The sequence below is a fragment of the Streptomyces botrytidirepellens genome (genome assembly GCF_003721215.1).
Classification (GTDB): Bacteria; Actinomycetota; Actinomycetes; order Streptomycetales; family Streptomycetaceae; genus Streptomyces; species Streptomyces himastatinicus.
On sequence record NZ_RIBZ01000336.1, the window covers coordinates 1 to 520 of the forward strand.

General features: G+C 55.8%; 1 pseudogene. It reads right to left on the bottom strand.

Going from position 1 to position 520, the window contains the following annotated elements:
• Positions 1 to 519, bottom strand: a pseudogene (locus EEJ42_RS30860) (IS1-like element IS1B family transposase); the annotation flags it as partial.
• Position 520 lies beyond the last annotated feature (1 nt).

Consider the following 520-nt stretch of genomic DNA (forward strand, 5'->3'; position numbering starts at 1 on the left):
CAATTCGCTGCGTATATCGCTTGCTGATTACGTGCAGCTTTCCCTTCAGGCGGGATTCATACAGCGGCCAGCCATCCGTCATCCATATCACCACGTCAAAGGGTGACAGCAGGCTCATAAGACGCCCCAGCGTCGCCATAGTGCGTTCACCGAATACGTGCGCAACAACCGTCTTCCGGAGCCTGTCATACGCGTAAAACAGCCAGCGCTGGCGCGATTTAGCCCCGACGTATCCCCACTGTTCGTCCATTTCCGCGCAGACGATGACGTCACTGCCCGGCTGTATGCGCGAGGTTACCGACTGCGGCCTGAGTTTTTTAAATGGCGGAAAATCGTGTTGAGGCCAACGCCCATAATGCGGGCGGTTGCCCGGCATCCAACGCCATTCATGGCCATATCAATGATTTTCTGGTGCGTACCGGGTTGAGAAGCGGTGTAAGTGAACTGCAGTTGCCATGTTTTACGGCAGTGAGAGCAGAGATAGCGCTGATGTCCGGCAGTGCTTTTGCCGTTACGCACC